General features: G+C 39.6%; 10 protein-coding genes. 2 read left to right on the top strand and 8 right to left on the bottom strand.

The genetic code is table 11. The features are described 5' to 3' along the window. Positions 1-36: 36 nt before the first annotated feature. Complete coding sequence (locus tag R2Q66_RS19175) at positions 37-432, bottom strand: Hsp20/alpha crystallin family protein (protein ID WP_316752074.1); 396 nt, start codon at positions 430-432, stop codon at positions 37-39. A gap of 445 nt (positions 433-877) precedes the next feature. On the opposite strand from R2Q66_RS19175, the gene R2Q66_RS19170 reads away from it, so the two are divergent. Further along, on the top strand, positions 878-2,575 hold the full coding sequence (locus R2Q66_RS19170; protein WP_316752072.1) for a tetratricopeptide repeat protein: 1,698 nt from the start codon (positions 878-880) through the stop codon (positions 2,573-2,575). Between the two features lie 194 nt (positions 2,576-2,769). Continuing rightward, positions 2,770-3,774: an AraC family transcriptional regulator gene (locus R2Q66_RS19165; protein WP_316752070.1), complete on the top strand. Its 1,005-nt coding sequence runs from the start codon at positions 2,770-2,772 to the stop codon at positions 3,772-3,774. A gap of 124 nt (positions 3,775-3,898) precedes the next feature. On the opposite strand, the gene R2Q66_RS19160 is transcribed toward R2Q66_RS19165, so the two are convergent. The 7 genes from R2Q66_RS19160 to R2Q66_RS19130 form a co-directional block, all read right to left on the bottom strand. Then, positions 3,899-5,680, bottom strand: a complete 1,782-nt coding sequence (locus R2Q66_RS19160; RefSeq protein WP_316752068.1) for a TlpA disulfide reductase family protein — start codon at positions 5,678-5,680, stop codon at positions 3,899-3,901. Between the two features lie 34 nt (positions 5,681-5,714). Then, entirely contained in the window at positions 5,715-7,112 is a 1,398-nt protein-coding gene (locus R2Q66_RS19155; RefSeq protein ID WP_316752066.1) for a TlpA disulfide reductase family protein, read from the bottom strand. 72 nt (positions 7,113-7,184) lie between these two features. Next, the gene (locus tag R2Q66_RS19150; RefSeq protein ID WP_316752065.1) at positions 7,185-9,698 is read right to left on the bottom strand and encodes a zinc-dependent metalloprotease; all 2,514 of its coding nucleotides are present in this window, start codon (positions 9,696-9,698) and stop codon (positions 7,185-7,187) included. A 38-nt stretch (positions 9,699-9,736) separates the two neighbouring features. After that, complete coding sequence (locus R2Q66_RS19145) at positions 9,737-12,232, bottom strand: zinc-dependent metalloprotease (RefSeq protein WP_182952670.1); 2,496 nt, start codon at positions 12,230-12,232, stop codon at positions 9,737-9,739. 70 nt (positions 12,233-12,302) lie between these two features. After that, complete coding sequence (locus tag R2Q66_RS19140; protein WP_316752060.1) at positions 12,303-13,976, bottom strand: PKD-like family lipoprotein; 1,674 nt, start codon at positions 13,974-13,976, stop codon at positions 12,303-12,305. Between the two features lie 16 nt (positions 13,977-13,992). Further along, on the bottom strand, positions 13,993-14,772 hold the full coding sequence (locus tag R2Q66_RS19135) for a DUF4843 domain-containing protein (protein WP_316752058.1): 780 nt from the start codon (positions 14,770-14,772) through the stop codon (positions 13,993-13,995). A gap of 21 nt (positions 14,773-14,793) precedes the next feature. Beyond that, entirely contained in the window at positions 14,794-16,290 is a 1,497-nt protein-coding gene (locus tag R2Q66_RS19130) for a RagB/SusD family nutrient uptake outer membrane protein (RefSeq protein ID WP_316752056.1), read from the bottom strand. Between the last annotated feature and the right edge of the window lie 14 nt (positions 16,291-16,304).

Genomic DNA, 16,304 nt, shown 5'->3' with positions numbered 1-16,304 from the left:
ACTAATTATTAGATAATCTTCTCTTAAAAACACTAATTATTTAATTTCAATCTGACGCACTGCGTTTTTAGCTTCTTCTTTTTTAGCTACTTCAATCACCAATACGCCATCTTTATAAGTCGCATCGATGCTGCCATGATCTACTGAATCAGGCAAGGTGAAGGAACGTAAGAATGAGCTGTAACTAAACTCTTGTTTCTTATATTGTTTTTCTTCTTTATCTGTTTCTTTTTTAATCTCCGCAGAGATAGTCAATACATCTCCTTCAAGATTTACTTTAAAATCTTCTTTTTTCAATCCTGGAACTGCCATTTCAATGTGATAATGATCATTGTTCTCGCTAATATTTACAGCAGGAATCTTAGTGATCAGGTGAGCTGGCAATAAAGCATCGGTAAATATTGATCCGAAAACATCATTGAAATCGTTCATTAATCCAGTGTTTTTTGCTCCATTATTAAATTTTACCAGTGACATATATAATCCTCCTTTATATTTTTAGAATCTGTTCTAACCATTAATAAATTCAATTACACCAGGGTTATTTCAAGTCCTGTGCCAATCCGGAAAAACAAGCCTATAAGCACTTTAAACCACGTATTAACTGAAAACTTTTCAGTTTCCAAAAGAAATTCTGACAGATTTCAGGAAAAAAAGTCAGGCTAAGCACCTATTTATCCGGATGCTAACTTTCAAGTCCAAATACGCTCTGGTACTGAGGGCAGTGCTACTTTTGTTTGCTGGTCCCGGAGTAAAACCGTCTTGTTAATTAACTTATCTGAAAGCGGAATGAAATCTTAAAAAAGATCCTTAACGCAATATTCTCGGGATAATAAGATTAAGATTCGTAATTTTAGGAGTTCCAAACCATTATTTAGTGATCTTTACCATTCCAGTTACGGCCTTTCTGCCAAAAAAACACCTGTTAATCTTCAACAAGCACTTTGTTGTCATTGCCCTTATTTTACTTGCTTTTTTAAATGCCGGAGCCCAGATCTCCAAACAAGATAGTCTGAAAGCACTATTGAAGCAGCATAAAAGCATAGAAGACCAGTACCGGATCAACGCAGAACTGACCAGGTTAATCACCAGAACAAAGCCTTCCTTAGCCCTACCCTATGCAGAGGAGTCTGTAAAACTAGCGACAATGCTCCATTCAGATTCTCTGATCCACAAGGCAAATTTAGGCCTGGCTACGGTTTATTTTCGTCTTGAAAATTTCCCGAAATCCTTACAACTTTACTACAGTATAATTCACAGTTTAGAGAAAAACCCCATCCCTGACCTGCTGTTTACCGCTTATGTCAATTCGGGCAATATCAACATCATACAGGCCGATTATAAAACCGGAATTGCCAAATATACCAAGGCACTGGAGTATTTATCATCCAATACCAAGACCAATCTGGAGAAAAAAGCAGGACTACTCAATAACATTGGCGGTTCTTATAAAGAGATCAAAGCGTATGACAAGGCGTTGATGTATCTGAATGAGGCCTTAAAATTGAGTAAACAGATTAACGATCAAAGCAATATTGCCAATGTTTTAAACAACCAGGGACTGATCTATCAGAAAACGGGTAAAAATGAACAAGCACTAAAATACTTTCTGGAAGCCTTAGAGATCAGGAAGCAGACCAAAGACACCTTAGGTTTAGCGACTTCCAACTACAGATTAGGTCAATATTACTATAGTCTTAAAGATTATAAAACTGCCGAAAGCTATTTGAAAAAAGTAACCGGTCTAAAAAAAGATGCAGGTTTATTGAATTTACTGAATCAATCTTCCTTGTATCTGTATAAATTATATAAAGCGGAATCCAATTATGAAGCTGCGCTTGCAGCCCTTGAAATCTTTAAAGACACCAACGATAGTCTCTATAACGAAGACCGTACCCGCAAAATTGCTCAATTGGAAATGCAGTTTGAATTTGATCGCTTACAACACGAGCAGGAAACCAGACAAAGGGAAAGAGATTTATACAGCTGGATGATTGGAATTAGCCTTGCGCTATTGTTGGTGATCATTACCCTCCTTTACTTTTTACAAAAGAATAAAGCCAGGAGGTCACAGCTAAAACAAGCTCATTTGCAATTAGAGAAGCAAAGTCTGGAGAAGGATATTGAATTAAAAGACAAAGAACTGACCACACAGGTATTGCATCTGGTTCAAAAAAACGAACTCATCAATGTGATCTCAGAAAAGCTGATGGACATCAAGGAAACCCTGGGAAAAGAATCTCATACAGCGGTTCAAAAAGTAATTACCAATTTGCAGTCTAACCTGCAACCTGAGCTTTTGAATGAATTTAAGCTGAGGTTCCAGCACATACACAATGATTTCTTTGAAAAATTAAATGAGCAGTTTCCCAACCTTAGTCCGAGTGAATTGAGACTATGTGCCTTTTTAAAACTGAACCTCACCACCAAAGAGATTTCAGCCATTACCAACATCAGTCCTAAGTCCATAGAAATCGCCAGAACACGTTTACGCAAGAAATTAGATTTAACAGGAACAGACACTAATCTAGTGATCTTCCTGGCACAGCTGGATCAGAACTCCGGTTCAAAATAAAAACCTTCAGTCAAGGCGATTTCACCGCCATTTTAACACGAAAAGAATTAGTAGTGCTAAAAAACCGCTCAAAACGCAAATAAAAGCCGTTTTGTAGTGGTTTTGTAATGGTCGTTTTTTCCTTATTCCAGGATTAAAGCCCGTATTTAGCATCAGTAATTCCAACCAAACCAAACAACCATTATTAAAGAACCATGGAGAATATTAAACACGAAGATGACTTCTTTGAGAAAAAACATATCACTGTTCCTACAGCGGTAATCAGTGAATATGTTAAAAATAAGTTTTTCAGAAATGCGCTCTATATCACAGAAATTGGCTCTCATACTACCACCACAGCTTCTTACCAAATGAAGCAAACCAACTGTCCTGATTATGTCTTGCTGTACTGCCTGGCAGGGAAAGGACAGTGTGAAACAGGAACTGATTTTTTTAGCCTTGAAGCTAATCAATTCATGTTCCTGTCTCCTAAGCAATTTTTCCATTTTCAGGCAAATCCTGAAAATCCATGTAGCCTATACTGGATACATTTTAATGGAGAAATGGTTAATGAATTAAAAACAAGCTACGATCTACAACAGTTCAAAACACCTGCCCCAATGCCTTTTTCTGATCAGGTGACCAGTACCTGGCAAAAAATTCATTCCTGTTTAACAGATGGTTTTGCCTTAGAGAATATTGGTTATGCGAACCTCAATTTGTACCATTTGATCTCTTTGTTGCTATTTGTTAACAGGCCGGATAAAAAAGTCCAAAAACAAGATAAAAACATACAACAGGATGAAGACCAGCTCGAGCAATCCATTGTATTTATGAAGGAGAACCTACATAAACCATTGAGTGTTGAGGTGATTTCCAAGGAATTCAATTACTCTTCTTCTCATTATTCTACCCTTTTTAAACAGAAAACGGGGCTATCTCCTATAGACTACTTTATCCGGTTAAAAATACAGTATGCGTGCCAGTTGCTGAATAAAAGTAACTTAATCATTAAAGAGGTGGCGCAGAAAGTGGGTTATGATGATCCGTTTTACTTCTCCCGAATCTTCAAGAAGATCACCGGAAAATCGCCTGTAGAATATAAAGGAGGATTGAAAATTAAACCGGCTATTCCAAAAACAACTTACAGCACTTCGAACTGGTCTGTTAACGAACTGCTTTCCAAATTCACCCCGGAACAAACCTATCAGATTTATTAAGCACCGTTTAGCTCCTGACAGCTGCTATTAAATCAAATACAACATCCCTCAAACCACAAGGCCTGTACCATCATCTGATACAGGCCTTGTGGCTTATTAAACGTATAATTTCGAATCACCAATACTATACTCCTTTATTCAACTCACGGTCGATATAGGTTTTCAATTTTACCTTATCCTCCGGTAGTGGGCAACGCACTTCTACCCAATTCCCCTGCTTATCTATCAACAGGAAACGTGGAATAGCGTTAATCTTATATTTCTGGGCAAAAGACTTACCTGAAAAATCGATCAGCTGAACCCCATGAAGGTCCTTCTCTTTGATCATATCCAGCCATTTTTGTTTTGCCGATTCAGCGTCAACAGAGATTCCTATAAAAACAATATTGTCATTTCCTTTATAGGCTTCTTCTACTTCTTTAAGGAAGGGCATTTGCGCTTTACATGGACCACACCAGGTAGCCCAGACATCAATTAGCACCACTTTACCCTTAAAGTCCTTCATAGAGGCTGCTTTACCATTTACATCTTGTAAAACAAAATCATAAGCAGATTTACCAATAAAAGCCGTATCAGACGCAAATTGATGGAGTACATTGTCATACTTCTTTTTTACAGAAGCCGGTTTTGCATATTTTGCAAAGGGCAGAAACGCAGCCTTAAACTCACTATAATTCACCACATTGAGTTCTTCCAGCTGTGATTTTAATAAATATGATTTTAGGGTTTCGTTTGGAACCGCCGCCATCATTACCTGTAATTTCCCAGCATCCCCTAATTTTGCTCTTTTTGCTTCATCAAGGCCGTTCAGACTAAACTTAGCCGCAAGATTCAGGTATTCATTACCTTCCCCAAGCTGCAGCAAATCAACTGATGTTACTTTATTCTGATCTAGAATCTCAGTATACTGCATAGGTACGTTAGCGTATTCTTTAGCTGGTAACCAGAATAAATGCTTCTTACCTCCCTGATAGAGCATAGAGCGCAGGGCGATTAAACTATTGTCCATGCGGACAACCGTCTTAAACTGCTGATTAAAAGCCGCATTAGGACTATTCGTTTGTTGTAAAAATGCTTTTATCTTTGGTTGTAAAGCCTGATAGCCACTACTGAAAGCCGCAGAATCTACGGTAGCCTTACTTCGTTGCTCTAAATTATAACCATAACCTGTTACAGGAAATATCAGCGTTGTCCAGTCAGCCAGGATTTTGTTTTCTGCAGTAGTTTTTACCCAATCTGTTTTTACAGCAAACTGACCATCCACATTCAAAACAATCTGGTCATTTGGTTTCAGGTACAAGCGTTTTTTCCATCTTGTTGTAGACAGATAATAGAAGCCCGGACTTTGCACCGGCATTAAAAAAGTAAAATAAGGCTGTTCTTTTTCTACAATAAAGCCGGCCACTTTCTCCAGACGTCCTTCTACAACTTTCTCTACTAACAGCTCGCCACCAAGCTTCCAATCCACCAGTTTCCCACTCACACTTGCGGTTTGAGGCTTAGGTGCCTGTTTTTGAATGACCATTCCCTTTGATGTTTTTCCGTCAAATTCAGCAGGATTCAGACTGAGCTGCACATTTTGATTTGGCTTCAGCTGTAATGGAAAATTAGCTACAAAATCACGTTCCAATCTCAAATGTCCCATTTTCATAATTGTTACCTGCAATTGATAACTTGCTTCAGGACGATAAGGTATGGCTAAGAAAAACCTGCTATTTTCGGGATTCAGTACATAACTGGTCACCATGCTCTTTTTCCCGGCAATGTCGCTCCAAATAACAATTTCCGCATGCTTTTTCTGAGTAAGCAAGCCACTTAGGTTCAGCATCTCTGATTGTGCAAAAGTGCTAAGTGCTGATATCTGGCAAAGAAAAGCAAAGGTAAAGACCTTAATATATTGCTTCATATTTCTGTTTTTTATTCGATTCATAACCCTGTTGTTAGTTGGCTGCTGCCAGCGTCCGGTCGATTAATTTTTTAAATTCTGGATTGGAAGGCATGGGCGCATCTACAGTTACAATATTTCCTTTACGATCAAACACTAAAAAACGAGGAATACCACTAACTTTATAGTAATGATGAATGGAAGACGTCGCATCGGATATCAATTCTAAATTGGTCCAACCATTTCTCTTTACAAAACCCTTCCAAAGGTCCGATCTGTTGATCCCATCTACAGAGACCCCAATAAATACAATATCATTTCTGTCGTGATAGCCTTGTTCAATTTTACCCATAATCGGTTTTTCTTTTAAACAAGGTGCGCACCACATGGCCCATAGGTCAATAATCACCACCTTACCTTTGAAATCGGATAATTTATGGGTTTTATCATTTACATCCTTCAACTCGAAATTATATCCTGGCGTTCCTTTAGCAAAAAGATAAAGGTCTTCATAGCGTTTGTCATACGCCTTTTTCATCTCTACTGAGGCAAACAATGCCTTATAAGGTTGTACACTATTTACAAAATCCTCGTATTTAGTGATATTTTTCATTCGGTTTGCCAGATAAACTACTTTCACCTGATCATTGCTGATCATAGGCGTGTTTTCAGCAAAGTAGAAAGGATTCAGATCTTTCCCATTTTTAACCTTGTTAAATTTCCAGAAAGCAAACACATAACTGAGCATTTGCATGCCGTTTTCCGACTGCAGTAAAGCAGGGTTATTGACGATCTTTTTATCCTGTAATGGCTTATAAAATTCCTGTACCCTTGCAGCACTATCGTAACTGGTATTTAATCTGGTCCCAAAATTAAAGTAATTGGCCGCCATCAGGTATTGCAGATCTGTTCCTATTTTATCCTTCAACCATTGGTTGAAATAAACGTTACTGGTCTTATGTTTTTGCAAAAACGCGGCTGCGAATTGCTGAAAAAGCTTATACTCCGCATAAGACTGAGCCTGCTTATTCGATACCGTCTTATTGTATTTATTAAAGGCAAGCAAATAATCTTTTAAATACTGTGTTTCGGTGTTTGGCTTTTCAATGATACAACTGTCATAATCAAGAGAGACTGATCCAATATGGAACGCCACTTTTTTCTCCTCTCCTGCCTTCAAATAGATGACATGATTGAAAGTATTTCCTTTTCCTCCTGCCTTTTTAAAAAAATAAGCCCCCTCTTTTAGCGTTACTACAAACTTACAATTTCCATTAGCATCAGGTCGCTGGAAGCCGAGGCTTTGCGCTTCGCCATCTTTCAACTGATATAAGTACAAACCACTTTGTGTATTACCATAAACGGTACAATTGACCGTTGCCTTTCCCGGGCCAGCATTCGCTTCAACCAGGTAACAACTGCACAATAACAAAAATACTAGCAATTTTCTCATGAATTTTATATCTATAATGGTTCCCTGCCTAGCCGAAAGGTAATGCAGGAAACCATTTGATGTATATATAAATTATTTACCGTCAAAACGTTTATTCAAGCCATTTTTGATTCGGTTGGCTACAAATAACAAATGTGATTTCGAATCCTCATCTGTAGCAACTTTAGCCGCAGCTAAAATTTCTGTCCGCAGGTTTTCCAGGTGATAAGCTAAAACAGAAGCGATATCTGTGTTGACCGTAAATGGCAACATTTCTTCTGCCCCTGGTCCGCCGAACAATAGACCTAAAGCATTAGTTCCAAGTTCAGCCTCTTTTACTGCTCTAAAAAGATTGTTTACATAAGATTTCTGTACATCTCTACGGTACATGTCAATGGCAGTATTCGTCTTCAATTCCTTCCATACCCCTGTTTTCAAATCAGCTAAATATTCAGAGACAGAATAAGCATTGCCTCTACCAAAACGCTGTTCCGTAATATTTAAAGTATTGAATACGCGGTCGCTGAACAACTGCTGCATGGTTCTGTCCTGTACCGTATGCACACCACCGTTACGAGTAGGATTCCCAATTTTATTTAGAATTTTTAGGTCCAATAACCAGTTAGGTGTATCAAAAACCTGTGCATTTAAAAATGCAACTGCTTCCTTTTGTGTTTCAATAGGGGTAACAGTGTAAACATCTCCAGGTTGGTCTGGATTTTTGTAGGTTTCATAAACACTGGCAATATTTTTCACCACATGACCTACATATCTTGCATACTGAGTGGCCACCTGAAGGTACATTTTTGTTTGATTCTGATATAAATCATTGTCTTCTTTTGTCCATTCCGGAAGATGCGCCAATACATATTTCAGATTTTTGATCCCGTATTCACTGGCTTTCATGCTGTTATCACCTAGATCTTCAGACTGACAACGTGCATCGAAATTCATTCCTTCGCCACCAAACCACAATCTTGGATTTGCTTTCAGGCTATCCGTCACCCATTTAGAAACAATTTTATTATCCTCCAGGTCATCTTTGGCATCGATATAAGCATATCCCCATTTGATGGCCCATTTGTCATAATCATTGATGCGCGGCATGATCCCGGCAGTACTGATACTATCTTCAGGCTGAGCCACATAATTGAAACGGGCATAATCCATAATAGAGTTGGTATGTCCATGTGCTTCTACCCATTTCTTATCTCTTAATTTTTCCACTGGCGTACAGCTGCTGCTGCCCATATTGTGTCTTAAACCCAGGGTATGTCCCACCTCATGTGAGGATACAAAACGGATCAGCTCTCCCATCAGTTCATCACTAAACTTCATGGTACGGGCTCTAGGGTCGCTCGGACTAGCCTGAACCATGTACCAATCGTGTACTAAACTCATTACGTTATGGTACCAGCCAATATAACTTTGCAGGATCTCCCCGCTTCTTGGATCATGGATATTTGGTCCATAAGCATTAGGAACATCCGAAGGTAAATAGCGTAACACTTTATATCTTGCGTCTTCTAAACTCATGGTCGGATCATTTTCAGGCCATTCCTTACCAATAATCGCGTTCTTAAATCCTGCTGCTTTAAAAGCCTCATTCCAGTCATTAATACCTGCAATCAGGTACGGACGCCATTGTTTAGGAGTGGCCGGATCAAGGTAATATACAATAGGTACTTTGGGCTCTACCAATTCTCCTCTTTTATATTTAGCCATATCCTCAGCCTTAGGCTCCAGACGATAGCGCACGATAAATGATTTAGGACCAAAGTTTTGTTGAGTATCAGAAATTGGCTGATATGAATTCGCAAAATAACCTACCCTAAGGTCAAAATGACGAGGCATCATTGCCTTTTCCGGCATTAGAAAAATAGAGGTAGAAACCTCCATCGTAATGGCAGATCCAATTTTTGCGGCTTCGATTGCTGGAGGGGCACCTGGCTTAGGAACCGCAGCAGTAGCCGAATAAGTGCGCAACATCTTTAATTCTACGTTTGTAGGGTATGAGGCTACACTTTTCACATAACTTCTGTCGGCTGCCATAGCACCAATTGCTAGTTTTGATTTTACCTCCGCACTCAACATCGTAAAGGAATTTTCCTTTTGCATAAAGTCGGTTGCATCAATTACAGAACTCTTTCCATCTTCTCCTTTGGCCTTAATGTCGAACACCATGGCAATCGGGTTTATGTTTGAGTTTGCTACTGCTTTTGAAATGGTGTTGGTAGAGTCTGCCTGTGTAACTACACTCACCACGCGCAGCATCATCTTACCGGAAAATCCTTTTTCAAAAGTAATGGTCTTGGTATTCATCAGCTCCCCTCCGTATTTAGGACTTCCTCCGGGAACTGTCACCAACCAATTCGTTACCAATAGCTCTCTCTTTAAGAGGGCGTCAGGAATCTCAAAGTAATACTTTTCCCCATTCTTATAAATGTTGATCATACCCATATTGCGTTCGGTGTCTTTGTTGACAATCGAACTGATGGGCTTGATTCCGGTTTTAAGGGAATCAGCTTTCTGCTGTTTACCCTTATCCTGTTGCGCCATTAGCGAATTACAGCATAATGCCAATAACCCAACATATATTAATTTCATTCTCATTACCAATATATTATTGTTCTAATAAATGTTTTTTATTTTTTATCCTGATCTAAATAGTTACCGATTTTAGCCGATACATATTTTAAATGTGCAATCATTACTGGGTCTGTATAAGCCGGAATGGCTGCATTACATTGATCCATCATGTTTTGCAAATGTCCACGGATGATCACCGGAACATCTGTACCTGTTAATTCTTCTACAAAGGGCTTCGTGAAATCAGGCAGTCTATCGCCTTCCTGTGCAGACTTAATCATATAAGCTACCGCAGTTTTTTGTAAAATACGTTTGTAACTATCTATTGGCTGCTTGCTTTTCAACTCAGCCCAAAGACCTTTGTTCAAATCCGTGAATAATTCATCAACAGTATAAACCTGTTCTTTTCCATAACGCAATGTGGCCGCATTCATTCTGAAAAGGCGGGCAGAACTGGTTAAATAAAGTAATGCATTATCCTGCATTTTCATATACTGTTCTTTCTTCGCAGGTTTTCTGAATTTATTCAGCACGTTTGGTTCAAAAATCCAGCTAGGTGTATTGAATACTTCCTTATTCAGGAAGGCCACTGCAGCTTTTTGATTGGCCTTAGAAACCGGCACGTAAACATCACCTTCTTCCTCAACGGTCTTTATTGTGGCATATACCCCACCAACAGTTGAATACACATGGCGTGTCAGAAAAGCAAACTGATCGCAAATGGTATAGTACAGATCTGAGGTATTGTAATAAGTTCCCTCATTGGTGGTTGTCCATTTCAACAAATTCGCCATGGCTACCTTTAAATTCTTTACACCGTATTCACTTGCTTTAACCGGATCATCTCCTAAATCTTCCCATTGTACATTTGGATTAATAGGATCACTAGGATTAGTACCCAGAATTGTGCCGTACGACAGACTGGAACCAGGTTTTACATTATCAAGGATCCATTTCAAACGGATCTTTTTATCGCTTTCAAAATCTTTGGCACCGGTATAAGTGTATCCCCATTTGATGGCCCATTTATCATAATCTCCAATTCCTGGAATCAATCCTTTTCTTGAAATCTTGTCTTCCGGTTGTGCGACATAGTTATAGTAATTGAAGTCCATAATAGAGTGATTAAAAGGATTCTTTTCCAACCATTTTTTATCTCTCAATTTCGCTACCGGAATCGTAGAACTGCTCGCCAGGTTCTCCCTCAAACCAAGGGTCAAACCAATGTTACGAGAGATCTGAGCACGAATCAGGTCGCCCATTAATTCTGTACTGAACTTCATCGTCCTGCCGTTTGGATCTGCAGCTCCTGCCTGGACCATATACCAGTCGTGCAGGGTTTTGATCTGACTATGTGACCATCCCAGATAGGATTGCAGGATTTCACCTGTACGTGGATCGCTCAGTTTAAGGCTTGAGCTAAATGGCGTCGCTGAAGGGAAATAACGCACTACTCTATAACGTGCATCTTCCAGATTCATCGACTCATCATGCTCAGGCCATTCTTTAGCGACAATCGCGTTTTTAAAACCAGCTGCTTTAAAGGCTTCATTCCAATCGGTAATACCGGAAATGATATATTTTCTCCATTGTTTCGGCGTTGCCGGATCAATATAATATACGATAGGTTCTTTTGGCTCCACCAACGCTCCTGCTTTATAACGGGCAAGATCCTGCGGTTTAACTTCCAGTCTGTTTTTAACAATAAAACGCTTCACATCAACCTGTTGCTGTGCATCAGAAAACACCTGATAACTCCCTGAAGCATAACCTACTCTAGGATCAGAAACCTGTACCGCCATTTGACTTTTAGGCATCACCATTACAGAGTTGCTAATTTCAAAAGTTACACCTACGCTTGCAGATGCTGCTGGTGCTGCCTCGCCATCCTCTGCAGGTTTCGCAGGACCGGCTCCCATGCCGTATGTTTTCAGAGATTTAATCTCAATATTTTCAGGATAAGCATTCATTGACAGGATCATGGACCTATCTGCTGCCGGAGCACTTGTGCCCATTTGTTTCTTCATTTCAGGATTAAAGCCCGAAATCAGGTTGTCTTTCAGGAAAAAGTCTCCGAATTCCACCACTGATGATTTATTATCCTTTCCTTTTGTTTTCAAATCCAACACCATGATGATCGGATCAATCGTTGCATTTCTTAAAGCACGGGAAATCATATCGGTTTCATTACTCTGTGCAACGTTGGTAATGGCACGTACAAACAATTTATCATTTGGGGCTTTTTCGAAAGAGACGATCATCGCATTCATGATTTCCCCACCAAATCTTGGACTACCCGTAGCCACTTTAGATAAACGTGTGGTAAATAAAAACTCACGGCTCAACAAAGAATCAGGAATTTCAAAGTAATACTTATCGTCCACTTTATGCACCTTAAACAGGCCTGATTTGGAAATAGCTTTTCCCGAAATGATCTCATTATAAGCTTTCAATTTAGCAATTGCCGGTTTCTTCACTGCAGCAGAATCCTGCGCAAGGCCTGTCTCATATGCAAATAGTGCAAAAAGGAAAGGAACAAATTTTAACTTCATAAATTTTTACTTTATTGATGGTGATAATTTTAATGAATAGGTTTTATTTTGTGTGTGTGTTGTTTATGCTTTATCGACCCAATGCTTTTTTGAATGCAACATCTGTGATCTTCTCAAAACCGGTATATAGATCGGCTGGATTTGCCGCGGAACCAATGATATCGCCTGTTGAATTCAGATTAAAGAAATAGACCTTATGTCCTCCTCCACTGGCGCTTTCATCTGTAGCTATGACCAATACTTTCCCTTCTGTTGATGGGAAAGACGCTGGAACATATCCGGACTTAAATATTTTCATGACTTTGATCAGGGTACCAGCAGGAAAGGTCAATCCTGGTGCGGCACTGGAACCCGATAGCGTATTTACCTTGCAGGTGTAAACGCTGTTTTTATTCACATAATAAAATGCGCCTCCTGGTAGCGGTAAATAGGTTGGACAGGCGAATAAACTGGCCGTATTAATACCCGGACAACTCGACTCTTTAAGGAAATATCGTCCTGTTTTGAAATTATTCAAATAGGCTATTCCTCTTGGAAACTGTACCAGGTAAGTACTATCGCTGTTATTGTTCCTGAAAAAGGTATTCCAGTAACCATTCGATGTGCTTAGAGGCTCTACATTTTCCGCATAAATCAAATTATGCTTCATATTGTTTAAGTCAAAACCTGAACCAGTGGTCGGATGTAAGTTTGCAGCAGTCCCGGTATAATTGGCAAAATGCTTGTTGGGAACATCAGGTAAGGAAGGGACGAAAGTTCCATTGTCGGCGCGAAGCATTAAAAAACAATGGTTCGCTTGATCATAAAGGGTAAAATAGCCATCACTATTGGACGAATTGATCACAAAAGGACTTAAACTAAAACTTCCAAAAAAAGGCGGGTTAAAATACAGAGGAGGTAATTTGATGGAAACAGCAGATACCTGACGGTAAGAAATCTGATGGTTATTGATCAGGTATTCCCAGCCACCAGCTGCCACCCCGGCAGCACTATTCAACTGAAAATTAATGATTCCTGGTTTAGCAACATACCAGTTTTCTGCTTTGGCAGAATCAGCAAAATCTGTACTTCTAACTTCCAGACCGCCATTCGGGTAAAAAAAGGAAACCTTTTGTATCCGCATTGGCGTAGCGTAATTGACCACATTCACTTTATAAGTACCCTTTGGTAGTTTATGCTGGTTAAAGGCCGAATATACATTATGGTAGACTTTCCCTTTTTGGGCGCCATCTCTTGTGGTGATCACGGACAGATCGGAAGCATTACTAGCTGCTTCTTCCTGTAATATCAACCAGCCTTCATTACCCCAGGGTGCTGCTGAAACATTCATTGCAAAATGCTTGTATAAAGAAACACCTGTTTTTTTATCCTTAAGCTGTACAACTAACCTGTACAAATTAGGGCCTAAAGTAATTTTGGTCTTTAACTCCTCCGTATTGCCAATTACAAATTGACCTGGATTGCCAATAGAAGCTTCTGCCTGGGTTACCATCCATTGGTAGTCAAACCCGGAAGCTGTACCGATCGTCTGGCTCAGTTTAAGCTTTACTTTCAGACTATCATTCTGGTTAAGGTCGATCGAATCGGCGGTAATGAAAACATTCCGGTCTACCTGATCAAGATCCACTGCAATATTTACCACATTTGGATCCTGATATTCATAATTTCCCTTATCCTTATAGCAACCCATCATCAATAGGGTTATTAGAATCGAAGTCAGGAATAGCTTTATATTTTTTTTCATGTGTTTCATATGATCACTAATAATTTGATGGTCCAACTTGTACAGGCTGGTTATTGGCATCTGGGTCTTTTATACTAGCCCCCACTCCACCATAATTGCCCGGATAATTCAGTCGTATATAATTTCTTACAATAGCTACATAATGATCGTATGCCACCGGATGCTGGCCTGTAAAACGATTACCTTCTGGAAACTCTGTTACGGTTGTCCCAGTCAATGGATCGTATAAAGCATCCAGAATCAGCTTATACTTGGTTTTTGTCCAGGATCCAAAATTGGCTGAATATCCTGCAAAAGGGTTTCCTGTTAAAGTGCCCCAGCTGGCTGGTTGCTGTATATAAGTCAGATTTACGGTAACTTCCTGTTGACTGGTAATTCCTGTTCCCGGGAAAGCTGCGTTTTTATGGATGGCCAGTTTAAATTTCAAACCTTTTGTTTCCAGTTCAGGTGTACGGTACACCGCTACCGGAACCGTTGCTTTAAAAGCGTTTGCCGGTATTTTTACATCCGATAACAATTTGAAATGCACCCCCTCTACTGCTTCAAATTCCGCTGACTTTATGTTTTCAATAGAGATCGCGCGTTCAGTACCTGCCGCATTTCCAAAGACATTGATCGGAATCTGAATGGTATCGATCAGCTTACGGGGAAATTTTGCGAATGAATAATAAAAGTTAGGACTAGCTGTGCCAAAATAAAGGCCATCACTTTCCTCAAACAATTGCGGTTGTTTTTCGCATCCCATAAAAAATGGGATAAAGACAAGGAAGAATAAATATGCGGGATATGGTTTCATGCTTTTCTGATATTTAATGAATTAATGATTGTATTCTACTTCCTTATCCGGAACTGGAAAAACGTAGGCTCCCTGAGGTACAATAACCGTAGTCCCTGTTACCGCTGCCAGATCTTTATTGAGGCGTTTATAATAGAAGAAAGTCTGGCCTTCCTGAATGAATTCCTTCTTATACTCTTTCATGATCTCATTAGACAGCGTAGCCTCGTCGGTAATGGTGGTTAGCATTAATTCGCTTAAGCCTCTGCTCGTTCTTACCTTATTCAGGAAAGACAGCCCTGTACCAATATTACCTTCCATCCCTGAAGATTCTGCAGCGATGTAATACATTTCGGAGATGCGTAGAATGGGCATAATATTTTGCAACACATAAGGTAAACCCTTATCCTGAAACAGCTTAGAAGGCACATTTAACCCGGCAGTATTATTATCAAACCAGGATAAAAGCCGATAATCATTAACACTCCCGGTATTGCCGGTATAGAGGGCGTTCTTATTTGTGGCAGCCAGTTGAAGCGCACCGGTCTGTAAATCAAACAGCCCGGTGTTTATCGTGGTTAAAGTTGTGCTGTATACGGAAAACACCAACTCCTGAGAAAATAAACGATCTCTGGTTATCTTTCCCGAATTCGCTAGATTCTCTTTAACCAGGGGAAATTTCCCACTTGCAATTACTGCCGCAGCATTGGCTTTTGCATTCACAAAATCACCTTTATACTGATAGGCTCTGGCCAATAACGCCTGTGTAGCCCAATAATTCATATGATTTTGTGTATAAGAACTGAATAAATCGTACGAACCCTTTTTTATAGCAGAAGTATCCGTTTGCGCCAACAAAGATTTTGCTTTTTGAAGATCCGAGATGCAGGAATCCAAAGCCACATTTAAGGTGACAAAAGCAGTTGGCTGAATGTTAAACTTAGTGATATAAGGGATTGATTTTTGGTTGGCACCTGTTACCGGCGACTGGCCAAATAAACGGGCAAGATCAAAGTGAAATAATGCCCTGAGTGCCAAAGCCTCTCCTTTTAACCGATTATAGTTATCGCGGCTAAAGACGCCACGCTTACCTTCTATATGGATCAGCAGGTTATTTAAATTGGCAATATTATTATACATCCCACTCCAGATCCCTTCAATTTCTGTTTTTACAATCCCATCTGTATAGTTGTATCGGGAGGTATTTGCATAAAAACCATTTTTTGCCGTTGAGGTAGTGGCATTTGTATAGTTATAGCCCATTACCGAAAGCATCCCAACCGTTAAATCTTCGGTGTATAGTCCCTGTGTCGGACCATTATTTGCTTTGTCCATCCCCAGATAAACACCCGTCAGGGCATCCATAAATCCTTGTTCATCGCTAAACAAGGTCTCTTGCGGGAATTTATCTCTTGGTGGTAAGTCCAGGAATTTCCCACAGCCGCTAATGGCTAATAAGGAAAATGAAAACAATAAAACACAGCTGTAAGTCAACAAAGTGCGAGCGGTATTTTTTTGCAGAACGGTCTGATTATTCATATTAGAAAACATAG

Source organism: Pedobacter gandavensis (genome assembly GCF_032677645.1).
Classification (GTDB): Bacteria; Bacteroidota; Bacteroidia; order Sphingobacteriales; family Sphingobacteriaceae; genus Pedobacter; species Pedobacter gandavensis_A.
The sequence above is the reverse complement of the archived record's forward strand: the minus strand, read 5'-3'. Positions and strand labels throughout refer to the sequence as shown.